Consider the following 20,785-nt stretch of genomic DNA (forward strand, 5'->3'; position numbering starts at 1 on the left):
GACTAATCGGTTTTAAGTTTTTCTCCACAATTCCGGCAATAGACGGCGTCTGCTCCATGTCCTGCCACATGGCAGTGCGGACAGCGTTTTCCCCGGTTCCTTTTTTCTTCCTGGATCACGGAGGCCGACATGATGCCGGTGGGAACGGCGATGATGGAATAGCCCAGGATCATGATAAAAGAGGCAATGATCTTTCCGAGGGCAGTTGCCGGCGCCACATCCCCATAGCCCACCGTGGTAATGGTTACAATGGCCCAGTAAATGCTTTGGGGGATGGAATGAAATCCGGGGTTATGCTCGAACTCCACCACATACATCAGGGAGCCGAGGAAGACGGCCAGCAACAATACAAAGAAGAGGAACACAAGGATCTTCCGGAAGCCCCGGATGAGCGCAAACATCAGTACCCGGCTTTCATCCAGGAACTTTACCATGCGGAAGATGCGGAAGATCCGCAGCAGGCGGAAGCTGCGCACGATCATGAACACATGCCATTGCGGGTAGAAGAACTCCATATAAGAAGGCAGGATGGCCAGCAGGTCGATGATCCCATAAAAACTGGCAGCATACCGTTTTGCAGAGCGTACACAATAAAGCCGCAAAAGGTATTCGATAGAGAATAACACCAGGAAAAAATAATCCAGTACCCTGAAAAGTGTTGCGTGTTTTACCGCAAGGGATTCCACGCTTTCCAGCATTAAAAGGGCAATATTGGAGAGGATGAGGATAAAGAGCCCGATATCAAAGATCTTCCCGGCCGTTGTAGTGGCCTGGAAGATGGTGATATAGAGCCATTCCCGGAAGGTTCCTTTTTCATCAGGCCGGTTCTGATCCTGTACCACATCAGGTCTGTCGGGGATGAGCCGGAATAAAGACATAGACCAAATATAGCAAATCGGGGATTCTTTTTATTGTTACAGGTTGGTGGGGGACTTAAAATTTTAGCCGCAGATGCGCAGATTGATTTATCAGCAATCTGCGCATCTGCGGCCATTTTAATGAAACAATAGCGGACAGGGTTTCGTTAGCAGCCTGTTGATCAAAGCAACGCCTTCACCGCATCAATCACCTGATCCAGGTTTCCCGCTTCCTGTCCGCCCGCGGTGGCCAGGGTTTTTTGTCCGCCGCCACCGCCTTTGATGATGGGCGCTACCTGTTGCTTGATGATCTGTCCCGCATCCAGGCCTTTTGCGGCTACCACCGTGTCGGCAATAGCAACGGCTACGGAAGCCTTGCCCCCGATATTGGCACAGAGCACCACCACAAAATCGCGCAGGTGATTCTTCAGATCGCCACAGAGTTTCTTTAATGCGTCCGGGTTGCTCACTTCCACAATATCGCCGATAAAATTCACCTGGTTGATGATCTCGTCTTTTTGCAGGAGACTGTTGCGGATGCCTACCAGTTCTTTTGCTTCCAGCCGCTCTACTTTCTTTTCCAGTGCGGCCTTATCGGTGATTAGTTTTTCAATCGCTTTTAAGGGATTGGCTGCTTTTAGTAATTCGCCCACCTGCTTGTATTCTGCTACTTTCTCACTCAGGTAACGGAATGCGGCGGGGCCTGTAAGTGCTTCAATCCGGCGTACACCTGCAGCTACAGCCGATTCTGATGTAATAAGGAACATACCGATCATACCGGTTTGCTGCACATGTGTGCCCCCGCAAAGCTCTACAGAGAACTTCGGATCGATGGTCACCACGCGTACGGTATCTCCGTATTTTTCGCCGAAGAGCGCCATGGCGCCCAGTTTGAGCGCTTCCTCTTTGGGCATTTCCTTGATCACCACCGGGATGTTTGCCCGGATCTTTTCATTCACGATCATCTCCACCTGGCGGATCTCTTCATCAGTGATCTTGGCAAAATGCGATACATCAAAACGCAATACATCGGGAGACACAAGTGAACCTTTCTGGTTTACATGCGCGCCCAGTACCTGTTTCAATGCCGCATGCAACAGGTGGGTGGCGGTATGGTTATACGTGGTATTTAAACGCTTTTCAAAATCCACCACGGCCGTTGCTTCTCCGCTGATGACAGCGGGCAGCTTATCGGTAAACTGGATGATGAGGTCGTTTTCCTTTTTGGTGTCCGTAACCGGGATCACCTCATCGCCGAATTGCAGGGTACCCGTATCGCCCACCTGTCCGCCGCTTTCGGCGTAGAACGGTGTGGTTTCCAGCACCAGCTGGTATTGTTCTTTTCCTTTTGCCTTTACTTTTCGGTATTTTGTAACCTTCGTTGGAACGTTAAGGTCATTGTAACCTACAAAAGTTACCGGTACATCCGCATGCACCAGCTGCCAGTCTTCCGTATCCACGGCTGTGGCGGCGCGGCTGCGGTTTTTCTGCTGCTGCATCTCCGATTCAAAACCGGCCTCATCGATTGCAATATTATTTTCCGAGGCAATCAGGCGCGTTAAGTCGATCGGGAAACCGTAGGTATCGTAGAGCTCAAAAGCGTCTTTACCCGATATGGTTCCCGCAGCTTTTCCGCGGATGGGGGCCATCAGTTCATCGATCCGCTTCAGTCCTTTCTCCAGGGTGCGCAGGAAGGAGTCTTCCTCTTCTTTAATCACCTTGGTGACAAATGCCTCCTGTTGTTTCAGTTCGGGGAACACGTGTTCAAACTGGTTCGCAATCACGGCTACCAGCTGGCTCAGCAGCGGTTGTTTATAATCTAAATAAGAATAATAATACCGTACGGCCCGGCGCAGGATCCGGCGGATCACATAACCCGCACCCGTGCTGGCGGGTAATTGTCCGTCGGCAATGGTAAAGCTGATGGCCCGGATATGGTCCGAAAGTACGCGGAAGGCAATGGCTTCCCGGCTGTCGCTGAAATCGTATTTTTTACCGGTGATCGTTTCTATAGCCGCAATGGTGCCGCTGAATACATCGGTATCATAGTTGGAGGTTTTATTTTGCAGCACCCGCACCAGGCGTTCAAAGCCCATACCGGTATCTACGTGTTTGGCGGGCAGGGGTTGCAGGCTGCCGTCCTTCAGGCGGTTGAACTGGATGAATACATTGTTCCAGATCTCGATCACCTGCGGATGATCGGCATTCACCAGGGTCTTTCCATCCACCATGCTCCGTTCTTCATCCGGCCGGCAATCCACGTGGATCTCCGAACAGGGGCCGCAAGGACCGGTATCGCCCATTTCCCAGAAATTATCCTTTTTCTTTCCCCGGATGATGCGGTCTTCACTGATCCATTTTTTCCATTCGGTTGCGGCTTCCTCATCATAAGGCAGTCCTTCTTTTTCATCGCCCTCAAAAACCGAAACGTATAAACGATCTTTCGGTATCTTGAATACTTCGGCCAGCAGTTCCCAGCTCCAGGCAATGGCCTCCGGCTTGAAGTAATCTCCAAAACTCCAGTTGCCCAGCATTTCAAACATGGTATGGTGATAGGTATCCACCCCCACTTCTTCCAGGTCGTTGTGTTTGCCGCTTACGCGCAGGCATTTCTGGGTATCCGCCACCCGTGGAAACGGACTTTGTTTGTTCCCCAGGAAATAATCCTTAAACTGGTTCATCCCCGCGTTGGTAAACATCAGGGTTGGATCATTCTTTACTACAATAGGAGCAGAGGGTACGATTTCATGCCCTTTACTTTTAAAAAAATCTAAAAAAGCCTGCCGGATCTCGGTACTGGTCATCATATAAAATGCACCGTAATTAAGACGGTGGGCTGCAAATTTAGTTGATTCGGGGCGTATAAAGAATGCCGTCTGGGCCCAGATGATCGGGAAACGCTTAACGGCGAAGCTACCGGGTCATAAAAAACCTGCGCATCTGCGGCGATGATTAGGGCAATAAAGGAGAGGCCGCTGATTCGCAGATTGGGATGTATTTACCGGCCGGGCCGTTGAAGTAAAAAAAATCAACGCATCTGTCGCGATTGTTGGGAAAAATATCGGAGATGCCGCTGATGTGCAGATTGGAATGTATTTAACGGCCGAACCACCGGTATAAAACCGCGCATCTGCGGCGATCGTTGGATTTAAAATGCCGCTGATTTGATTATTGGAATGTACCCAGGCTGAGCCATCAAGCCATCGGGTATAAAAGTCAGCGCATCTGCGGCTTATACATCTACTTCCGCTTTCCCTCAAAAGGGTAAAACGATAAACCCAATGATAACAGGAACTTCCTTGAGCGCAGATCGCGGTTTTCATAAACTGTGGGGGGAGCATCTTCATTGGATTTGGAGCTGAGCGGGTTCGTGGCAAAATTCATCCCCACATCAAACTTCATCCAGGAAACATTAGGAAACCCGGCCTGGAACAGCAGGCTGGGCTCAAAAAACACTTTGTTTTTATTGGGAAGTGTATTGTATCCCACGCGGGCCTGTTCATCTTCTGTATAATTGGTTTTGATATTGCTGCTGGTCATCAGTGAAAACTGCGGCGCTACCGACAGACGGGCATTGTCGGAAAAAAAGAAATTAAAGGAAGGGGTGATGTGGTATTTCACAAAATTGTAATCGTAATACCGGTTGCGTTCCGTGGGGCTGCCTTTATCGGTGGATTTGGAGGAACCAAAGCCGGCCCCGAAGATTCCGTTAAAATAAACCTTCTGCGATGCCCCCATGGCGGTATAAAAACCGGCGCCTACATCGATCATAGAACGGGTGTAGTTTATTTTGGAGGACTTGTTTGCATCTAAAAGATCGTCATCATTGAAACGGTCTTTCTCAAACCGGCGCATGCCAGCCACCTGGATCATAAAATGGTCAGTAACGGCAACGGCGGCCTGTACATCAAAACCAAGGTTTTTATCCTTACTATCCTGACTGCTGTCAAGGTCCATATCGCTGAACAGGTTATTGGGGTTTGCGGCAAAAGCACCGCTCAGCTTAAAGTCGCCCTGCTGGCGAAAGAAAGAAGCATTATAAACGGCCGGGTTATGAATATACCGGGGATTGGTACTGCTGCAGGAAGCCAGGAAGAAGAGCGCCAGTATGGCTGCAACCGGATAAAAAGGTACGCGCATGGTTTACATTTTATGGGCTAAAATTATGGGTTTTTAACCAATCGGGGTTTTAGCGGGCGAAATGGAAGGTTTATCTATCTTTAGATCCTTAAAACACAACCATGGAACGGATACTGGGAGCCCGGAAGCGGATCGCGCTGGTGGCGCATGATCATAAAAAGGATGAATTGTTAAGCTGGGCAGTCGCCAATAAAGAAAAGCTGGTGTCACATACCCTGTTTGCGACCGGAACTACCGGTACCATCCTGGAGCAGGCCCTGCAATTGCCCATTCAAAAATTGTTGAGCGGTCCGCTGGGTGGTGATCAGCAGATCGGGGCCATGATCGCCGAGGATAAGCTGGACATCCTGATCTTTTTCTGGGATCCGATGGAAGCCCAGCCCCACGACCCGGACGTAAAAGCCCTGTTACGCTTATCGGCAACCTATAACCTGCCCGTGGCCTGCAATGCCGCCACCGCCGATTTTATGTTTGCTGCGTCTTTTATGACCGAGGAATACAAAGCCCTGCAAACGGATTATTCGACGTATTTAAAGCGGAAATTGCCGGAGATGAACAGTAGTTTATAGTTTTTGTAAAACTTATGGGGGGCAGGGCGACTCGTGCGACTTTCATTGTCCCCCGGGTCTCGCTGTCCCCCGAAGATTACGATACGCACAGTACTTCATCCACTACTACTGAAAATGCTTTTGCCTCAAGCATGGTAAACGGCGTTATTTTTTTAACTTGTGCCGGTAAAGAGCTCGAATCTCAAGTCTCAAATCTCAATTCTACATGCCTTTCAACCTACATACGCCCTTTCCTCCCGCCGGAGCAAGCCTTTTCACCTCGTTGAGAAGAAGCTCTATTTTCTATTGGCCGGCGTTTATATTGATTCCCCAGTCCAGTTTTTTTAAAAAATACGGATATGCAAGTTCAAAAGGTACTTTGGTATCCGGAGCAATATATTCATTACCCGTTGCATGGTATAGGCTATCGTCAAAGGTAATATATGCAAGTGGAAGCGTTACCTGGATTTTTGTGTTGGGGAGTTCGTATAAAAGCGTATGACCCGCGGTGATCCCCTTTATAGAACCGCCAACCGTTGACCCGAAAACCGGGCCTCTTTTATGGGACTTAAATAATGCGGCAAAATAAGTGGCAGCTGAAAAAGTTCCCCCATTTACAAGAAGACAGGTATTTCCTGAGAACCGGTACGGGCTTGGTGATCGCTTAAAACGTACTTCTTTTTCCGACCTGTTGTTCGTTATGGTAAACCCATCGTACAGACGATACATTCTTTTCTTTGCTTCTGCTTTAGAACTTGTTGGCATAAAATCAATTTGTTTTAAGTTGTCCAGCGGAATGTTTTTTACTGGTAACATTTTCTGTTTATAGGTTTCATATACTACCGAATCTGTAAGATAAGAAAACAGCAATCCCGGAACGTCCAGTAATCCTCCATTATTTTCCCGGATATCCAGGATCAGGTTCCGGACCTCTTTTAACCGTATGTCCTTAAAAACACTATCGAAGGAGCGTTCGATCTGTTTATAGGTATCGGGTACGCTGCCAAAAGAAAGGAGCCGCAGATAATATGTTTTTGATTCGGGAAAGAACTGCGTCTGTACGCTAAAAGGGCCGGAGCGCGCATCTCTGATCAGTGGGAATACGGCAGAAACAGCCTCCTCTTTAATCCCGTTTAACCCGGTAGCGTCATATGTAATTGATTTTTCATTCCGGCTGTTGATGCTATCTTTATAGATGATGATAAATTTGTTGCTAGCGCCATACTCTTTATAGAATACATAGGGAAATGCCTGGCTCAGTTTATGCCTTCTGAAATTGTTACGGTCCCCTTCCCCGGCAAGCTTTTTCACAATCTCAGCAGTACGCATGCCATTGATGCTTAGAATCATGCTTCCGAAAGGGACCCTGGCTTTTTCGGTATTCACCAATATCCGGTCATCAAGAATATGAACAGGAAACGGGAAGTATATATCTGAAAAGGGAAAGACCTGTTCTCCCAAAAACACACCGGCATGGTCGTCATAGCCGGTGTTTATTTTAGATGCTTTTATATAATCAATGAAAGCAAGTGCTGTAGCGCCCTCCGGCGGCAACAACTTTATGGTTGTTGAAAGTGTTTGGTCGAGATCGTTGCGCTCTTCTTTGGTAAGTATCGGATTGGTGTGTGTAAGCAGGTGTCTGAACGTTTTTAGATCTTCCTCCAGTTGTTTTTGGGAATATATAGTTTGTGCCTTCAGCTGGCAGCAGCAGCACAGCAGGAGACACAGCAGCAGCATTCTTCGCATAAAACAATAGTATTAAACAAATATATGTTTTAAAAAGCGTTATTTTTTTAACTTGTGCCGGTAAAGAAAGCAAATCTCGAATCTCAGGTCTCAAATCTCAATTCTACATGCCTTTCAACCTACATACTCCCTTTCCTCCCGCCGGCGATCAGCCGGAAGCCATCCGCCAGTTAACGGAGGGGCTCCTGGCAGGGGAAAAATATCAGACCCTACTGGGGGTTACCGGTAGCGGTAAAACCTATACCATGGCCAATGTGATCCAGAATGTGCAGCGGCCCACGCTCATCATTACCCATAACAAAACCCTGGTAGCCCAGTTGTACGGTGAGTTCCGGCAGTTCTTCCCGGATAACGCGGTAGAGTATTTTGTATCGTACTACGATTATTACCAACCCGAGGCCTATATGCCGGTAAGCGACACCTATATCGAAAAGGACCTGGCCATCAATGAAGAACTGGATAAGCTGCGCCTGCGGGCCACTACCAGTCTGCTCAGCGGCCGCCGGGACATCATCGTGGTGGCATCTGTAAGCTGTATTTATGGTATGGGTAACCCCACCGATTATGAGAACGGGATCATCCGGATCGATAAAGGACAAACCCTCTCCCGGCAGGGATTCTTACATGCCCTGGTCAATTCATTGTATACCCGTACCACGCTGGAGTTTACCCGGGGGAGCTTCCGCGTAAAAGGGGATACCGTGGATATCAACCTGCCCTACCTCGATTTTGGTTACCGTGTTACTTTCTTTGGGGATGAGATCGAACAGATCGAAAGCATCGATGTCAATACCGGCAAGCGGATCGCCAAGATGGAGAATGCCGCCATCTTCCCGGCCAATCTTTATGTGGCGCCCAAGGACATGATCAACCAGGTGCTGTTCGAGATACAGGATGAGATGAATGCACAGGTAGAATATTTTAAACAGCAGAATAAGCTGATCGAAGCACAGCGCCTGAAAGAGCGCGTGGAGTATGATGTGGAAATGATCCGCGAGCTGGGCTATTGTAACGGCGTGGAGAACTATTCCCGCTTCTTCGACCGGCGCAACCCCGGTACAAGGCCCTTCTGTCTGCTGGATTATTTTCCCAAAGATTATATTACGATTATTGATGAGAGTCACCAGACCATGCCGCAGATCAGCGGGATGTATGGGGGCGACCGCAGCCGGAAGCTGATCCTGGTGGACTATGGTTTCCGCCTGCCTTCTGCCATGGATAACCGTCCGCTGAATTTTCATGAATTTGAGAACCTGCAGAACCAGATGGTCTTTGTTTCGGCCACGCCGGATAAATATGAACTGGAAAAGACCGGCGGTGTCATCGTGGAGCAGGTGGTGCGTCCCACGGGCCTGCTGGATCCGCCCATTGAAGTGCGGCCCAGCATCAACCAGATCGATGATCTGCTGGATGAAATAGACAAAACGGTAAAGAAAGGCGATCGTGTATTGGTAACTACGCTTACCAAGCGCATGGCCGAGGAGATGGATAAATACTTGCACCGCATCAATATTAAATCCAAGTACATCCACAGCGAGGTGGATACGCTGGACCGGGTGGAGATCCTGCGCCAGCTGCGGTTGGGGGAGATCGATGTGTTGGTAGGCGTAAACCTGTTAAGGGAAGGGCTGGATCTTCCCGAAGTAAGCCTGGTGGCCATACTGGATGCGGATAAGGAAGGCTTTTTAAGAAATGAAAAATCGCTGACCCAGACGGCTGGCCGCGCCGCGCGGAATGTAGATGGCCGTGTGATCTTTTATGCCGATGTCATGACCGGCAGCATGCAGCGCACGATCGATGAAACGATGCGGAGAAGGGAAAAGCAGATCGCATATAATATCGAGCACAATATCACGCCCCGCACGGTAAAAAAATCAAAGGAACAGGTGTTCAAGCAAACTTCTGTGCTGGATATTAAAGGCTTTGATGAAAAAGACCGGCTTGCCATCGGTTTCGACCAGGATATGATCACCGTGGCGGCAGAAGACCCGGCAGAATACAAGACCATCCCGCAGATGGAAAAGGCGGTGGCCAAGGTGAAGAAGGAAATGGAAAAAGCCGCCAAAGACCTCGACTTTATGGAAGCCGCGCGGTTAAGGGATGAGATGTTCAAAATGCAGAAAGAACTGGAGGAGATGAAGCGGTAGAAGCAGTGTTTTTATGGGCCCGGCTTTAGTGCGGGTGGCGGCGGTCTTGCGTCGCACTCTTCAGCATTTGAATATGGGGTAGCGGGTTGTTTTCGGAAGACCTGGGCGATTGGTGAGACAAGGTGTACCACCCCAAAAAGGTCGCTGTAGTATCTATGTCTCCTAAGTCTCCCCGTCCCCCTCAATGAGAAAGAGCCCTTACTTTTATACGCCCTTGTCTAAGGAGGGCCATCGGCCCGGCGGGTATTAACTCTTAATCTGGCGCTGGTCTCCTGACCAGTGCTTTACCATTACTTATTTGCCGGATGGAGTGACGGGTGTGCACAGGCCGGGAGGCCTGCGCAAGTGGGGTCGTTTGGGCTCCGTTAGGAGCCGGTATTCCACCAGACATCGTGCTAATAAAATTAACTCCCCCTAGGAATTTCATTCTCTAAAATAATGTAACTTTAAGCAAACCATTTTTATGGATGCTAACGAAGAACATTTGGACGGGTTTATTCCTGCACATGGCGGCTATAGAAACCTGATCACTTTTCAGAAAACTGAAATCATTTATGACGGAACGGTGTTTTTTTGCAATCGTTACTTTGGCAAATATGACCGCACTAAAGAACAGATGATACAAGCGGCCCGTTCGGGAAAACAAAATATTGCGGAGGCAAGTATGGCATCCGCTACTTCAAAAGAAACAGAAATAAAGTTAACCAATGTAGCCCGGGCTTCTTTAGAAGAATTATTGATAGATTATGAAGATTTTTTGCGCACAAATAAGCTAACGCAATGGGATCGGAATCACCGTCTTTCTTTGCGCTTTGATGAACTCAACAAAACGCCCAACGCCGCTTATGATACGTTTAAAAAAGCCATAGAGCATGAAGATGCGGAAATTAGTGGTAATGTATTGCGAAGCCTGTGTAAGGTTAACATTTATTTGCTGGGACAGCAAATAATATCATTGGAAAAGACATTTCTTAAAGAAGGCGGCTTACGCGAACGAATGATGTACGCGCGATTGCAGTATAGGAATAAGAAGCAACAATAAACCTGGCTATACTACTTTAGCAGGATTTATTAATTTAAAAGAATCTTCAAGCGCTAAATCCTTTGTAGTGCAGGTACGGTTATTTGGGGGACCTGGTGACTGGAGCGACGCAGCGCTGTCGATGTCTTCCAAGTCTCCCCGTCCCCTCAATGAGAAGGAGCACTTTGCTTTTGGAGCATAAACAAGAACACTATATACAATATATTGCACCTTTAAAACCCATAAAAATGTTAAACAATACCTTCCTGCTGCGCTTTGCCGTATCCGTCATTTTACTGGTACACAGTATACCGGGCATGTTTAATGGAGGCATTATCGGCTTTGGAGCTTACCTGAACAAAAGCGGTTTAGCGCACCTTGGCGTACTCCTTGCCTGGCTGATTAAACTATCGCATATCGGAGCCGCCATCTGTCTGCTTGCCAATAAGTGGATCCGCATCGCCGGTGGCATAACCATTTTTATATTGATCATGGGTATTGTAATGGTACACTTCAAAGAAGGATGGTATGTAGTGGGAGGCGGCCGCAACGGTGTGGAGTTTAATTTCCTGCTGATCTTTGTATTGTTGGCTATTATGTTTCCGCAGGGGATTAGCTTGCGGAAGAAGGGGGGCTAATGCCCCGGGCATTTACAGGCAAATAAGCAAGCTCTGTAATTGGTCTTATTGCTTATCCAACCGATACCCAACAGGCGCAACTGGCAACCCGTCGGGCTTTATGGAATCTTTTTATAATGATCGTTTGCAAAACCGCCAAGAAAATGCAGCGAGTCGTTATTGCCCGTTAATGAAATTGGAAGAACCGTCTTGTTTTTTTCAAGCCCCCCTGAATAAAAACAGATCAAAGTGGTTTGCCGGCCAACCCACAGGGTATCCAAAATTCTATAGGTTCCGGAGTCACCACGAGGTGCTTTTGCGGATGAGTCATTAGGAACAAGTTTATAGTGAAAACTTTCATCGAAGGTTAATGTTTTCCTGTACCAGGGGGTACTTTCGGGATTTAAAAAGAACGGGGGATGATCAACCGAGCCCGAAATCCACTCCCAGTTCCCAGTCACTTCTATTTTACTGTTATTACCGCCTTTGTTTGACAGCTGTGTTTTCGGTTGCTCCTTTTCGGGTGTCGGAGAAACTTTTTCCTTTTTTGAACAGGAGGTTGCGGAAAGCAGTACAAGTAAAACGGATAAATAGATTATTCTCATAACTGGTAGCTTTATATGTAAAAATACCAATATATTTAATATCTCCAAAGTAATAGTGCAGAAGTATATTTTTTCAAATACCCACCAGATACCTTCCACCCCCCAGCTTTTTCCAGCGTTCACGCCGTATTTTCCTCCGGCAACCCACCTGTACAGGTAGGGGAGGGTACCTCAAAGTTCCGGCAATGCAGGTATAACGGCGCTCCGATGGAGAAAAATGCTCCGGACGCTTGGGTTTTAGGTAGGCGCGTAGAGCTTCAACCTGCGACAACACACAAAAAAACTGGGCCGGCCCGGGTTTTTAGCGGGCTGGCCCAGCTACAAGGTGGCCAAACCTGTTAGGTCTGTTTGACGCCGGGTACAGACCTAACAGGTCTTTAAGCCTCCGGAGCTTTTGCTGCCGGTGCAAAACGTTGCCGCAGTTGCTCATAAATGGTTTTGCTGCCCTGCACCCCGCTTTCCGCAGCCGCACCAAATATTTTGTACACAATCAATGCGCTGGAATACGCCTCACTGCCGGCCAGCAGCTGAGTATCTGCCAGTTTTTCCGCCAGTTGCTGCACCACCAGCACCAGCTCATCCAGCCCGTGGTAAAGGTCCAGGTCTTTTTTCATTTCATCCGTTTTAATAAAGGAGGGAACCAGCGGGGCATTATTTACGGCGGCCTGTATGGCATCTTCTGTAAATACTTTGTTGCTCACGTTAATTTTGGGCAGGGCCATGCGTTCTGCAGGGGTAAGTCCGGTTAAAAAAGGCAGCGCCTGTTGAATAGCAGCCAGGTGGTCTTTTACGGTTTGCAGTGCTTCCGGTGTTAATACCGCATCCACGCGGTTAAAATTTGCGTTTGCCATAGCGATTGTTTTTTGGTTATCAAAAATTGTGTTTCTCCGTTTTCTAAAGGGATTTTGGTGTCTTAAAACGGTAATCCTAAAATAATAATTATTTTTTATATATTGCTTCTTGGTAGTGGTAATACACTGTTAAAACCATTAATTGAAGTAGTGCCAAATTAGGGGGTTGTTATGGGCGGGTGCAAGGGGATAAACAAATAAATGGATGGGTGATTAATACTATTTGGATGTTGCTAACAATTGTTTATTTTTGTGGTATGAAAATAAAGTTTTTCAATCCGGATAGTCTTGATAGAAATTTGAAGGCCACTGTGCACAAGAGTGGAAAATTGGGCTTTACAGTAGACGCTGCTAAAAGGCTGAAGCTTGAACCAAACAAAAGTGCCGCAATAGGAACGAATGAGGATGATCCTTCGGATGATTCCTTATATGTAATTGTTTATAAGGAGGTAAGAAGTGGCGCTTTTCGCATAGCTAAGGCGGGCCAGTATTACTATATTAATCTCAAAGCTTTATTTGACGCTCTGAAAATCAATTACAAAGCTGAGTCTGTGGTTTACGATATATCCGAAGAAACCATTGAAAATGAAACCGTTTTTAAATTTTCCCGCAGAAAAAACACCAAAAAATTAAATATAGAACTTTAAACAAACCACTAATCTATGGAAAGTGAGATTTTAATTTACCAAACAGAGGGAGGTGATACAAGGATTGAAGTAAGGCTTGAGAGCGAAGATGTGTGGTTATCGCAAACACAGATGTGTACATTATATCAGAAATCAAAATCATCCATAAGTGAGCATCTGACAGATATTTTTAAGACGGGAGAATTGGATGAAGATTCAGTTGTTCGGAAATACCGAACAACTGCTGCTGATGGCAAAATGTATAACACCAAGTTTTACAACCTTGATGTTATTATATCTGTTGGGTACCGGGTAGATAGTCATCGGGGAATCCAATTTCGCAAATGGGCCACCCAGCGCCTGAAGGAATATTTAATAAAAGGCTTTACCCTGGATGATGAACGCCTTAAATCCGGCAACCAGCCCAACTATTTTCAGGAGCTGCTGGATCGTATACGGGATATACGCTCTACAGAGCGGATCTTTTATGAAAAGGTAAAAGAAATATACGCCACCAGTATCGATTATGACCGTAATGCTGCCACCACACAGGCTTTTTTTGCCTCCGTGCAAAACAAGCTGCACTGGGCGGTGCATAGCCACACTGCTGCGGAGCTTATTTATAAAAGGGCCAGTGCAGATAAGCCCAATATGGGCCTTACTACCTGGAAGGGCGATAAGCTGCGCAAAACGGATGTAACCATTGCTAAAAATTACCTTACGGAGCTGGAGCTAAAAGAACTGAACCTGCTGGTAGAGCAATACCTGGCCTTTGCAGAAACACAGGCACTGCGGCAGGTACCCATGTATATGAAGGACTGGGCGGCGCGGCTGCATGATATACTAACCATTAACCAAAAGGAAATAAAGCTGGATGCCGGGCGCATAAGCAAAAAAATTGCCGATGAACTGGCTGAAAAGGAATATGAAAAATTTGATGCACGGAGGAAAGAAATTGAGGCGGTGGAAAGCCTGAAGCTACTGGAAGATGGTATGAAAAAGATAGGAAAAGTACAGTAGGTGAATTACAAAACTTTTGTTTAGCTATTTATGTGATCAATTCCTACAAAATTGATAATGATTAAGAAGACCAAAACAATAATTTATTATGACTCTTATTACGAGAATTTCAATCCAAAATTTTAAATGTTACCGAAGAAGACAAATGTTTAATTTGGGACAATCGAATTTTTTTATTGGGGCGAATAATGCAGGAAAATCTGCGGTATTGAAGGCCATGCATTGCTTTTTTGACGACAACCAATATTCTCCTGAATATATTAATCAAACTGAACTACGCTCAAAGGGTACTGGATTCAATAAAACAGTTATTGGTATTACTTTTGACTTGAATATCATCACTACAAAAAGCCTTCAGGCTAAATTAAAAAAGCTTTATGGAGACTCCTTAACGCTCAACAAGAACTTTACATATAGAGAAAATACAAATACAACAATTATAGACTATACACTGGGTAAAACTACTATTCAGTTTGATTCTTTGCCGCCAGAAGTCCTTGAATTCCTTTCTAAAATATCAGTTTCATATATACATCCGCAGGAGGCAAAAGAATTATTGGAAAAAGCACAGGAAAAATTAAAGAGGCGTCTATTATCTAATTGGGGACGGAATGCTGCCCTCGCAGATATTTTAGGACAATTACAAAAGCAGTGGACTGATTTAAGGAAAAGGGCAAATAGCTATTTATCTAACGGCTTAACTCAAAGTCTGCAGAATATATGGCCTGGTTGTAGCACGAAGGTTGACCTACCCGAAAAAATTGAAGATGTAATTGGAATTTCGGAGATAATTTTTAAGGCTTCCTCGGAGCTGCCAGATGTTTCATTAACATCACAAGGTACAGGCGCCCAATCAACAATTCTTTACCAGACTCATTTCCTTCTTGATAGTGATAAAACTCTGCACCGAGGATTTTATTATCCGATTTGGCTTGTTGAAGAGCCTGAATCCTTTTTGCATGCAGATATTATTTTCAAGTTGGGATATTTGCTCTGTTCAGATCTGTGGTTGGACAGTATTCAAATGTTAGTGTCAACTCATTCTCCTTTACTACTCGCCACATCAAAACAAAACGCAGAAAGGATAATGTGGTTTACTATCGATAGTCATTCTCCCATTGAAAGCAAGTTGGTATCCAACTGGACAAACGATGAAGTAAAGGAGATTGGCCTCCTAATGGGTGATCCGAATTTTGACATATATTTTAGAACATCTGAAGCACAAAGGCTCCTCATTATTGAAGACTCGAAGGAGATTACAGAGCAGAAGCTTATTGAATCGGGAATCGATATTACGCAAAGACTTAGTGGCGTTACAGAACTAAAAAGATATTTTGATGTCTTGCGTGCTGTTGATGTAAGTATGGGGAGAAGTATCTTTTTCCTCGTAGATAATGACGACGGAGGTAAAGAATTTAGAAGCTCATTGGAAGTAGGAGAAGAAGTGAAAAAAACAGCAAGTGGATTTATCAAATATAAATTTGAAAATAATGTCTATTTGATTCTTTTTCCAGAAGGGTATGCGATGGAAGAGCTTTTTAAAGAGCACGATTCAATAGTTGAAAGCTGCGCAAATCAGGTGTTTAATGCAACACATACTAGAGCTATGTCAGACGGGGCGGTCCCCGCTAAGCTGTCACGAACTCATGCACATATAAGAAGTAAAACTGCAAGAGGATTAGATGATGCGAAGAAAATGATCCGTAATACGCAAGATGTTAAAGACATATTCTGGAATCAGGTTGAAGAACGAGGACTTCAAATTGACCAAACTCTTGCGAAAGAGATAAAGAGCTTAATTAATTGATTTGAACCTTAAAAAATAGAGCCTAAAACGGAATAAAAGTATTGATGCTTCTGGAATAAGTTAGGACCTGTGTTAATCAATCGAGTTTTAAGAATTTGATTTTTTGATTTAAAGACAAGATGAGCAAGTAAAGGCAGATGATTTTTGAGAAGTATCCGAAATAACAAATAGAGAATCCATGTGCATTACCTTTTTGTCTTTTTCACAGACTCTTCAACTTTTGCCATAAATTTTGAAAGAGGAATATTATAATATTCGCAAAGCAGGCTTAGGTTACTAATAGAAATATTTCCAACAGCGGTTTCTATTCGGCCTATATGAATAGAGATATCGGTTTTGATTTTTATATCGTTGACAACCTCCTCCTGGCTAAGTCCGAGCTTTTCCCGAAGCTGCTTTGCCACGATAGCAATGCCTGTTAATAGTTCGTCATTCCGATATTGACTCATGATTACAAAGGGAAGCGGAAAAAAAGTTTTAAACAATGACATATTTGTCATTTTTGTTTTATATCTTTGGGTTGTTATATTTTTGAATTTCTTCTTAGAGGAAAAAAGAAGCAATTCGCTTAAAATCTCGAATAGAAAACTGGTAATTTTCAAAGGAACGGGAGAATAAGTGGACTGTCTACGTTATGGCGTGGGCTCTCTTATCCGTTCCGGGTATACCAGTACCTCTATTCGGTAAGTTGAGCACCACGCTTTTTTGTGCGGGTGCCAGCCTAAAACTTTTTGTTATGGACAACGCCGTTGCTACACCCGCACCCAACACCAATCCCCATTTTAATGAAGCCCAGTGGCTGCAAGTACTGTTTTTGCTGGCAGATACCCAATGCTGGCTGCAACAATCGCAGGAGCAGCTTATTTGGCAGCTGCCGGTAAAAAACCGTAAAAAGCTGTTGCGCAAAAACTGGTACCTGAGCGCCAAGGCGCTGGCGCATATTTTAGAGCGCCATTATTATAAGGTACCGCGCCACCCGCTGGCCAGTAAGTTTACCCTGTCCATACCGGCTATTGCCGCCGCTATAAGAGATGCGTACCAGCAACCACCCGCGCCGGTGCCGGATAGTGAATTGCTGCAGCGGGTATGGGATACCGGCGCGCCCGTTGGATATGATACCACCGGCCGCGTAGTTAATATACTCACCGTTATTACCGATGCCGCCGGGGAAATTATTACCGCCTTCCCGGGGATCATAGACCTGTGAGGTCTATACCACGCCAGGTGCAGACCTCACAGGTCTTTCCCTCCTTTCACCCCCAAAACAAAACATATGAAAACCCTTTCCACAACCGATCCTTTTCAAACAGAATGCTGGAGCCTTGAAAAAACCATCAATCCCTACCGGGTATTTGCCCGCTGCTTTACCGACGCAGGTGATCTGCATAAACTGCGCAAAATCCTGCTGCATGTGTTTCTTTTTATACATCCCTTCAGGCCGCAGCACAAAGAACGCTTTTATGATGTGCACCTGGCATTTATGGCCATTAACTCGGTTATTGAAGCGGCCCATTATCTCTGCAATACGGTTGAAAAGCAGGAGCCAACGGCGGCGCCTTCCATACCCAACAGCCTGCTTAAAAATGATGTACCCATGGAGGAGCGCAGCTTTACCGCTTATTTTATTTCGGTAGAAGAATACCTGGATCCATTTAAAGTATTCCAGGCTTTTTTTGAATACCAGCCGCGCGGAGATTGGAGGGCCAACCTGCACGAGATCCTGTATTATTGCACGACGGATGACTCCATCCAGGTTGAGATGGACCTGTTCTCCTTATGGCTCTACCTTACTAAACTGCTGGAAGCGGCATACATTATCACACAACGCTGAATCCTTTTTTTACCTAACTTTAAATACCCGGTCAACGCGTTGCCATTACCGGGCTATCTGTTTCAAAGGATATTCGTTATACAAAGAAGAGATGTTCCGTTTTAAAACGATTTAAACCCAAACCATGAACCCGATCCTTAAACCATTGCTCGCCACGCTTGCAGCGTTGTTTTGTACCCATGTGTTATTGGCCCAGCCCGATCCCAAGCTAAAGCAGGAATTGCTCCAGACCGGGTACATCCATCAAAGCCTGTTACCACTGGATCCATCAAAGGGCTTTGAAGCGATGGGTATCAAAAAGAAAGTGTTGCATACGGTGATGCTCTGCGATATGGAAGACATCGGCGTATGGACGCACAAGGGTATTGGCAGCATCCGCCAAACAGCGGAGCGGAGCAAATCCGGCAAATACAGCCTGCGGCTGGCCGCACCGGCAACCTCGCCCACGCTGCCGGATTGGGGCCTGGGAAGGGGCACCTGCCTGGCCTCCTTTAATGTGGGGGGCGCCAATTGGGAAAAATACAACCGGCTTAAATTTTATATCTATCCCGATTGCGAGGGCGCCCGGAGCATTTATTTGAATCTTTATGTAGAAAACGATGGGGTTACAAAGGTTCCGGACAAATACGGGCGGGAGGGCTATCATGAGATCAATCTGAAGAACGGTGAATGGAACGAATGCTTTGTAGAAATGACCGGACTGGCCCGGGATAAGGTGACCAAAATTTCCTTTGCTATTGAGACCTTTGGAAAGGAACTCACCATGGGCGATTCGCTGAAGTTTGATGTGGATGCGGTGGAACTGCAAACCGTAGATAACCCGGAAACCGTGCGCGGCTGGACCCCGGCCCGCGACCGGATCATTTTTTCTACCAGCGGCTACCGGGTGGGTAGCGAAAAATCGGCGATCATTAATGTAACGGGCAACCCGGCTGCCTTCCAGGTAAAAGATGCACAAACCGGTCGCGTGGTGTATACCGGTAAGGTCCGCGAGCAACAAACGAATATCGGTTCCTTCCGGACAGCCGATTTTTCGGATCTAAAAACAGAAGGGCAGTATATCATACAGGCGGGAACAGTGCAAACAATGCCATTTTACATTCATAAAGATGTATGGGATAACTCAGCCTGGCGCATGATTAACTTCCTGTATGCCGAACGCTGCGGTTACCCGGTGCCCGGCAAACATGGGGCTTGTCATACGGATCTGCATGCGGATTTTGAGGGGAAGACAATTCCCATAAACGGCGGCTGGCACGATGCGGCCGATATGTCGCAGCAAACCCTGCAAACGGGGGAGATCTCTTTATCATTATTTGAAATGGCCGCGCGTGCAAAGGAAAAGAACAACTTACAACTGTATAACCGGCTGATGGAAGAAGCCCTTTGGGGAATGGATTTTGTGATGCGCTCCCGCCTGGGCAATGGCTATCGCGCGCAGACCTGGGGCACCAACCTGTGGACTGACCGCGCGATCGGCACCATTGATGATTCTGCACGTCGCTCGGTGCTGGTGTTTAACGGTGCCTTGGAAAACTTCCTGCTTGCCGGTATTGAGGCCTATGCTTCGCAGATGATCAACAATGATGACGCCCTAAAACAGAACCTCCGGAAGATCGCCATTGAAGATTTTGGATTTGCCCTCGACCGGTTTGAAAAACTGGGTTATGCGGAGCTGAATAAAAAGGGCGGTGGTCATGCGGGGATGGCTTCGCAAAGTCAGTATATGGCCAATATCTCCTGGGCCGCGAGTATGCTGTATCAACTTACCGGTGAAAAGAAATATGCTGACGAAGCAGTGAAGGCCATTCAATACACTTTGCAATGTCAACGCACGGAGCCCATAAAGGATAAAGATGGCTTGAGCGGTTTCTTTTACCGCGACCTGGACAAACGTTCCATTGTGCATTATACGCATCAGTCGCGGGACTATGCCTATATGGAAGCCCTGGCGGCACTCTGCGAAACCCAGCCCAAGCATGCAGATTACGGGAAGTGGATCCGTTCAATGACCCTGTATGGAACTTATCTGAAAAAGATCATGCAATATGTACAGCCCTATGGCATGGTGCCCAGCGGCGTGTATCACCGGGATGAGGTAAAAGATTCGGCGAATTTCTATGCCGTGCAGGTCGGAATCCGGAGCGGTGCCGGTGCGGATTATAAAGAGCAATATGAGAATGGTATCAGGCTGGATGAGGAGCACCGGCTGCGTATTTTCCCGGTTTGGTTCTCGTTTAAGGGCAATGGCGCTGTAAGTCTTTCAACAGGAAAAGCCGCTGCTATTTGCGGGCGGATCTTAAAAGATAAAACATTGATGGATATTGCCGAGCAGCAACTGTTCTGGATCGTGGGTAAAAATCCTTTCGGGCAATCATTGATCTATGGAGAAGGCAGTAACTATCCGCAGTTATATACCGCCCTGCCGGGAGAAACGGTAGGTAGCATACCCGTTGGTATGCAATCTTATTTTAATGAAGACCGGCCCTACTGGACGCAATTTAACACGGCTACTTATAAGGAGGTTTGGGGGGCGCCCGCGGCAAGGTGGTTGATGCTGGTGGCGGAGTTTTAGGTTAAAAAGGAAAAAAGAGGCACACGTGTTTTGGTCCTAAGGAGACGCGTTAAAATCCACCAGTTTAACATGGGCGTTAAGCTAATTTTAAGCATTAAAGCGTAAAAGCAGCAGCGCAACGTTGCACTTATTAGCAATGAACACAAGAAGGAATGGAGGTGCAGCGCACCGGTAATATGAACCGTTGCCCAAAGATTCCCGCCGCGCTGCGGCTAAAAGCAAGTCCATGGGACTCTTGTTACATTGATTTGCGGCGCGCTGCGCCTGCTTTCTATCAAAGATCCGATTTCTCAGCCCAAGGCCTCTTCGTGCTACATTTTATGGCAGTTGACCTGTTGTTAACTTGAGGCATATAGATAGTTGCGGAACCGCGGTGTTGAACATTTATCCTATT

The 20,785-nt window shown here is 46.4% G+C and carries 17 protein-coding genes; 10 read left to right on the plus strand and 7 right to left on the minus strand.

Features of this window, described 5'->3' with window-relative positions:
* Positions 1-2: 2 nt before the first annotated feature.
* The 3 genes from LL912_RS19410 to LL912_RS19420 form a co-directional block, all read right to left on the minus strand.
* Entirely contained in the window at positions 3-878 is an 876-nt protein-coding gene (locus tag LL912_RS19410) for an ion transporter (protein WP_235555264.1), read from the minus strand.
* Positions 879-1,039: 161 nt separating this feature from the next.
* On the minus strand, positions 1,040-3,664 hold the full coding sequence (gene alaS, locus LL912_RS19415) for an alanine--tRNA ligase (RefSeq protein ID WP_235555265.1): 2,625 nt from the start codon (positions 3,662-3,664) through the stop codon (positions 1,040-1,042).
* Positions 3,665-4,097: 433 nt separating this feature from the next.
* Complete coding sequence (locus LL912_RS19420) at positions 4,098-4,997, minus strand: hypothetical protein (RefSeq protein WP_235555266.1); 900 nt, start codon at positions 4,995-4,997, stop codon at positions 4,098-4,100.
* 101 nt (positions 4,998-5,098) lie between these two features.
* Here LL912_RS19420 and LL912_RS19425 point away from each other — a divergent pair, with 101 nt between their 5' ends.
* Complete coding sequence (locus LL912_RS19425; protein ID WP_235555267.1) at positions 5,099-5,566, plus strand: methylglyoxal synthase; 468 nt, start codon at positions 5,099-5,101, stop codon at positions 5,564-5,566.
* 282 nt (positions 5,567-5,848) lie between these two features.
* On the opposite strand, the gene LL912_RS19430 is transcribed toward LL912_RS19425, so the two are convergent.
* On the minus strand, positions 5,849-7,291 hold the full coding sequence (locus LL912_RS19430) for a S41 family peptidase (RefSeq protein WP_235555268.1): 1,443 nt from the start codon (positions 7,289-7,291) through the stop codon (positions 5,849-5,851).
* Positions 7,292-7,398: 107 nt separating this feature from the next.
* On the opposite strand from LL912_RS19430, the gene uvrB reads away from it, so the two are divergent.
* The 3 genes from uvrB (at position 7,399) to LL912_RS19445 (ending at position 11,097) form a co-directional block, all read left to right on the plus strand.
* On the plus strand, positions 7,399-9,438 hold the full coding sequence (gene uvrB / locus LL912_RS19435) for an excinuclease ABC subunit UvrB (RefSeq protein WP_235555269.1): 2,040 nt from the start codon (positions 7,399-7,401) through the stop codon (positions 9,436-9,438).
* 463 nt (positions 9,439-9,901) lie between these two features.
* The gene (locus tag LL912_RS19440; protein ID WP_235555270.1) at positions 9,902-10,480 is read left to right on the plus strand and encodes a four helix bundle suffix domain-containing protein; all 579 of its coding nucleotides are present in this window, start codon (positions 9,902-9,904) and stop codon (positions 10,478-10,480) included.
* Positions 10,481-10,707: 227 nt separating this feature from the next.
* Positions 10,708-11,097, plus strand: coding sequence for a DoxX family protein (locus LL912_RS19445; RefSeq protein WP_235555271.1), 390 nt, complete (start codon positions 10,708-10,710; stop codon positions 11,095-11,097).
* Between the two features lie 98 nt (positions 11,098-11,195).
* On the opposite strand, the gene LL912_RS19450 is transcribed toward LL912_RS19445, so the two are convergent.
* Both LL912_RS19450 and LL912_RS19455 read right to left on the minus strand, forming a co-directional pair.
* Positions 11,196-11,780 (minus strand): hypothetical protein, encoded by a 585-nt coding sequence (locus LL912_RS19450; protein ID WP_235555272.1) that lies wholly within the window; start codon positions 11,778-11,780, stop codon positions 11,196-11,198.
* A gap of 278 nt (positions 11,781-12,058) precedes the next feature.
* Positions 12,059-12,532, minus strand: a complete 474-nt coding sequence (locus tag LL912_RS19455) for a hypothetical protein (RefSeq protein ID WP_235555273.1) — start codon at positions 12,530-12,532, stop codon at positions 12,059-12,061.
* A gap of 227 nt (positions 12,533-12,759) precedes the next feature.
* On the opposite strand from LL912_RS19455, the gene LL912_RS19460 reads away from it, so the two are divergent.
* From LL912_RS19460 to LL912_RS19470, 3 genes are all read left to right on the plus strand, one after another.
* Positions 12,760-13,179: a hypothetical protein gene (locus LL912_RS19460; protein ID WP_235555274.1), complete on the plus strand. Its 420-nt coding sequence runs from the start codon at positions 12,760-12,762 to the stop codon at positions 13,177-13,179.
* 15 nt (positions 13,180-13,194) lie between these two features.
* A complete protein-coding gene (locus LL912_RS19465) occupies positions 13,195-14,178 on the plus strand; it encodes a virulence RhuM family protein (protein ID WP_235555275.1) in 984 nt (327 codons plus the stop codon).
* An 88-nt stretch (positions 14,179-14,266) separates the two neighbouring features.
* Entirely contained in the window at positions 14,267-15,985 is a 1,719-nt protein-coding gene (locus tag LL912_RS19470) for an ATP-dependent nuclease (RefSeq protein WP_235555276.1), read from the plus strand.
* 185 nt (positions 15,986-16,170) lie between these two features.
* Here LL912_RS19470 and LL912_RS19475 read toward each other — a convergent pair whose 3' ends face one another.
* Complete coding sequence (locus LL912_RS19475; protein ID WP_235555277.1) at positions 16,171-16,476, minus strand: helix-turn-helix domain-containing protein; 306 nt, start codon at positions 16,474-16,476, stop codon at positions 16,171-16,173.
* Positions 16,477-16,721: 245 nt separating this feature from the next.
* Here LL912_RS19475 and LL912_RS19480 point away from each other — a divergent pair, with 245 nt between their 5' ends.
* From LL912_RS19480 to LL912_RS19490, 3 genes are all read left to right on the plus strand, one after another.
* Entirely contained in the window at positions 16,722-17,192 is a 471-nt protein-coding gene (locus LL912_RS19480) for a hypothetical protein (RefSeq protein WP_235555278.1), read from the plus strand.
* 66 nt (positions 17,193-17,258) lie between these two features.
* Positions 17,259-17,816, plus strand: coding sequence for a hypothetical protein (locus LL912_RS19485; RefSeq protein ID WP_235555279.1), 558 nt, complete (start codon positions 17,259-17,261; stop codon positions 17,814-17,816).
* A 124-nt stretch (positions 17,817-17,940) separates the two neighbouring features.
* Complete coding sequence (locus LL912_RS19490; RefSeq protein ID WP_235555280.1) at positions 17,941-20,391, plus strand: glycoside hydrolase family 9 protein; 2,451 nt, start codon at positions 17,941-17,943, stop codon at positions 20,389-20,391.
* The last annotated feature ends 394 nt before the right edge of the window (positions 20,392-20,785 follow it).

It is taken from the genome of Niabella agricola, from assembly GCF_021538615.1.
Lineage (GTDB): Bacteria > Bacteroidota > Bacteroidia > Chitinophagales > Chitinophagaceae > Niabella > Niabella agricola.